This is a genomic window from Kineococcus siccus, from assembly GCF_009906795.1.
Classification (GTDB): Bacteria; Actinomycetota; Actinomycetes; order Actinomycetales; family Kineococcaceae; genus Kineococcus; species Kineococcus siccus.
Genome location: NZ_JAAALN010000290.1, coordinates 1 through 4121, shown reverse-complemented (window position 1 = coordinate 4121; position 4121 = coordinate 1). Strand labels below are relative to the sequence as shown.

3 protein-coding genes are annotated in these 4121 nt (G+C 78.2%); 2 read left to right on the top strand and 1 reads right to left on the bottom strand.

Features of this window, described 5'->3' with window-relative positions:
* Positions 1 to 1615 (bottom strand): DEAD/DEAH box helicase (locus GTR02_RS20240; RefSeq protein WP_166609283.1); only part of this gene is annotated, 1615 nt, incomplete at its 3' end.
* Positions 1616 to 1911: 296 nt separating this feature from the next.
* Between GTR02_RS20240 and GTR02_RS20235 the strand changes: the two genes are divergently transcribed.
* Positions 1912 to 2985, top strand: coding sequence for an iron chelate uptake ABC transporter family permease subunit (locus GTR02_RS20235; protein ID WP_166609282.1), 1074 nt, complete (start codon positions 1912 to 1914; stop codon positions 2983 to 2985).
* Positions 2982 to 4079, top strand: a complete 1098-nt coding sequence (locus tag GTR02_RS20230; protein WP_166609281.1) for an iron chelate uptake ABC transporter family permease subunit — start codon at positions 2982 to 2984, stop codon at positions 4077 to 4079. The genes GTR02_RS20235 and GTR02_RS20230 overlap by 4 nt, the downstream gene beginning before the upstream one ends.
* Positions 4080 to 4121: the final 42 nt, after the last annotated feature.

The window sequence follows — 4121 nt, the reverse complement described above, 5'->3', positions numbered from 1 at the left end:
GGGTGGTCGCGGCGGCCGGCTGCGCGGACCCCGCGCCGGTGCCGCTGCCACCGCGACCACCCCGGCGGCGACCGCCACCGGTGGACGGCGCCTGCGCCGAGCCGGCGGCGCGCGGGGCGCGCTGCGGCTGGGCGGGCGCCTGCGGCACGGGGGCGGTCGCGGGGTCGACCCACTCGGCGCGCGGGCCGGTGAGCTCGCCGACGATCGCGGCCCCCGACGCGACCGACGTCCACTGCGGGGCGATGCCGGCCTGGCGGGCCAGCGTGCGCACGTCGCCGCGCTGGTCCGGCGTCGCGACCGTCACGACGGTGCCGCCCGCGCCGGCGCGGGCCGTGCGGCCCGAGCGGTGCAGGTAGGCCTTGTGCTCGGTCGGCGGGTCGACGTGCACGACGAGGCCCACGTCGTCGACGTGGATGCCGCGGGCCGCGATGTCGGTGGCTACGAGGACCTTGACGGAGCCGTCGGTGAACGCGCCGAGGTTGCGCTCGCGGGCGTTCTGGCTGAGGTTGCCGTGCAGGTCGACGGCCGGGACGCCCGCCGCCGTGAGCTGCTTGGCCAGCTTCTTGGCGCCGTGCTTGGTCCGCGTGAAGAGCAGCGTGCGGCCCGCACCCGAGGCGAGGTCCTTGACGAGCCCGCCCTTGCCGTCCGCGGAGACCTCGAGCACGTGGTGCTCCATGGTCGAGACGGGCGCGACGGCCGGGTCGACCGAGTGCGTGACGGGCGAGCTGAGGTAGCGCTTGACGAGGACGTCGATGCCGTTGTCCAGCGTCGCGGAGAACAGCAGGCGCTGGCCGCCCTTGGGCGTCGCGTCGAGCAGGCGCTTGACCCCGGGCAGGAAGCCCAGGTCGGCCATGTGGTCGGCCTCGTCGAGCACGGTGACCTCGACGGCGTCCAGGCGGCAGTGCCCCTGGCCGATGAGGTCCTCGAGCCGGCCGGGGCAGGCGATGAGGACGTCGACGCCGTCGCGCAGCGCGCTGGCCTGCGGGTTCTGCCCGACGCCGCCGAAGACGACGGCCGTGCGCATGCCGAGGGCCTGCGCGAGCGGGGTGATCGTCGAGGCGACCTGGGTCGCGAGCTCCCGGGTCGGCACGAGGACGAGCGAGCGCGGCCGGGTCGCGCGGCGGGCGGTGCCCGACGCGGCCAGCTGCGCGACGAGCGGCAGGGCGAACGCGATGGTCTTGCCGCTGCCCGTGCGCCCGCGGCCCAGGACGTCGCGCCCGGCGAGGGCGTCGGGCAGCGTCGCCGACTGGATGGGGAAGGGCGAGGTGACGCCGCGGGCCTCGAGGACCCGCACGAGGGCAGCGGGGACGCCGAGCTCGGCGAAGGTGCGCCCGTCGGGCGCGACGTCGTCGGCGGTGTCCGCGACGGTCGGCGCGGGGCGCGGGGCACGCCGCGGCTCGGCCGCGCGCTGCGCGGGGGCCTGGAAGGCCGGCCCGGTGGCGGAGGCCGCGGCGGACTGCTCGGTGCGGGCCTGCGCGACGGAGGCCTGCTGGGCCTCGGCGCTGCCGGAGGAGCCGCTGCGGCGGCGCCGGCGGCGGGCCGCGGGGACGCCGGCGTCGGACGCGCCGGAGCCGGGGGTGGACGTGCGGGGACCGCTGGACGCGGAGGAGTTCACGAGAGCCTCTCGACAGGACGAACCGGGGTGGCCGTGGTGCCCGACCCCGCTCGCCGTGGAGGGACCTCGCGCGCTCCGCCCTCCGGCTCCCCGTGGACCACGGGTGGGCGGGGGCGAGCGCTGAACACTCGACCGCGGGAGGCGCCGTCGGCACCCCCGCTCAGGACATCATGCCCTACCGGGTCCCTCGGCAGGTCCGGGCGCCACCTTGAGCCCGGCGGCGCGTCGACCAGCCGGGACGACCGGTGCGTCACACGGGTGGCCGCCTCCAGCAGTGGACAGGCTAACCTCACCTCGTGGCCACCTCGACGCGTCCGCCGCGCGCCGTCCCCGCCGGGGGCCGTCCGCCCGGCCGCCGCACCGGCGCCCCGCGGCGCCGCGCGACGCGCACCGCCGGTCTCTGCCTCGCCGTCGCCGTCCTGCTCGTCGCCGTCGCCGCGAGCCTCGCGGTCGGCTCGCGCTCCATCCCCCTCGGCACGGTCGTGGACGCCCTCACGGGCGGGCCCGCGTCGCAGGACGCCCTCGTCGTGCGCGAGCTGCGCGTCCCGCGCACGCTGCTCGGCCTGGGCGTCGGCGCGGCGCTGGGGCTGTCGGGGGCGCTCATGCAGGCGCTGACGCGCAACCCCCTCGCCGACCCGGGCCTGCTCGGCGTGAACTCCGGCGCCGCGGCCGCCATGGTCGCCGCCGTCGGCTTCCTCGGGATCACCGACCGCGGCGGCCTCGTGTGGGCCTCGATGGCCGGGGCCGCCGTCGTCTCCGTCGTCGTCTACGTGCTGGGGGCGACGGGCCGCGGGGGCGCGACCCCCGTGCGGCTCGCGCTCGCGGGCACGGCCGTCAGCGCCGCGCTCGTCGCCTTCACGACCGCGCAGATCCTCCTCGACGCGCGGATCTTCGACCGTTTCCGCTTCTGGCAGACCGGGTCCCTGGCCGGTCAGGACCTGGGCGTGGTGGAGCAGGTGGCCCCGTTCCTCGTCGTCGGCACCGTGCTGGGGCTCTCGCAGGCGCGCGCCCTGAACGCCCTCGCGCTGGGCGAGGACTCGGGCCGGGCACTGGGCGCCTCGATCGCCCGCACGCGCGTCCTGACGGCCCTCGCCGTGACCCTGCTGTGCGGGGCCGCGACGGCCGCCGCGGGGCCGATCTGGTTCCTCGGCCTCGCCGTCCCGCACGTCGTGCGCGCCGTGACCGGGCCCGACCAGCGGTGGGTGCTGCCCTTCTCGTGCGTGCTCGCCCCCGCGCTCCTGCTGCTGGCCGACGTCCTCGGCCGGGTGGTCGTCCCCCCGGGCGAGCTGCAGGTCAGCATCGTCACGGCCCTGCTCGGGGCGCCCGTCCTCATCGCCCTGGTCCGCCGGCGCCGGCTGGCGCAGCTGTGAGCGCCACGACGGGCGTGCGCCCCGCGCCGAGCGCCCCGACGGGCGTCGCCGCCCGCGCGCGCCGGGGCGGGACCTGGCGCGCGGGCGCCCGGCTCAGCGTGCGCGTCGAGGGTCGCACGCTCGGCGTCTGCGTCGCCCTCGTCCTCGCCGTCCTGGTCGTCGCCACCGTCAGCCTCACGACGGGCGACTACCCCCTCACCGTCGCCGAGGTCGCGCGGACGCTCGTCGGCCAGGGGACGACCGCGCAGGAGTTCATCGTCCTGGGCCTGCGGCTGCCGCGGGTGGTCACGGGCGTGCTCGTCGGGGCCGCCCTGGGCGTGGCGGGCGCCGTGTTCCAGCTCGTCACCCGCAACCCGCTGGGCAGCCCGGACATCATCGGCTTCACCACGGGTGCGGTGACGGGGGCGCTCGTGGTGCTCCTGGTCCTGGGCGGCACGACGGCGCAGGCCGCCCTCGGGGCGCTCGCGGGGGGCTTCGTCAACGCGGTCCTCGTCTACCTCCTGGCCGCGCGCGGTGGCCTGGCGGGCTACCGCCTCGTGCTCGTGGGCATCGGCACGACCGCCGTCCTGCAGGCCGCGAACAACTTCCTGCTCACGCGCGCCGACCTGCCCGAGGCGCAGTCCGCGCAGGTCTGGATCACGGGCAGCCTGAACGGCCGCGACTGGGAGCAGGCGGCGCCCGTCGCGCTCGGGCTGGCCGTGCTGCTCCCGGTGCTGCTCGCCCACGGCCGGTCCCTGACGCTGCTCGACCTCGGCGACGACGCCGCGCGCGGGCTGGGCGTCGGGGTGGACCGCGTCCGGCTGACCGTCCTCGCCGCGGCCGTCGTGCTGACGGCGCTCGCGGCGCTGGCCGCCGGCCCGATCTCCTTCGTCGCCCTCGCCGCGCCCCAGGTCGCCCGCCGGCTCACGCGCGCGGTCGGCAGCGGCCTCGTCGCGGCCGGGCTGACGGGCGCCCTGCTGCTGCTCGTCAGCGACCTCGCGGCGCAGCGGCTGTTCGCCCCGACCCAGCTGCCCGTGGGTGTCCTGACCGGTGCCGTCGGCGGCCTCTACCTCGCCTACCTGCTCGCGGGCCAGTGGCGCCGCGGGCGCGGCTGACCCCCCACCCCCGACGGACGGACGCGCGTGAGCCCGACACCC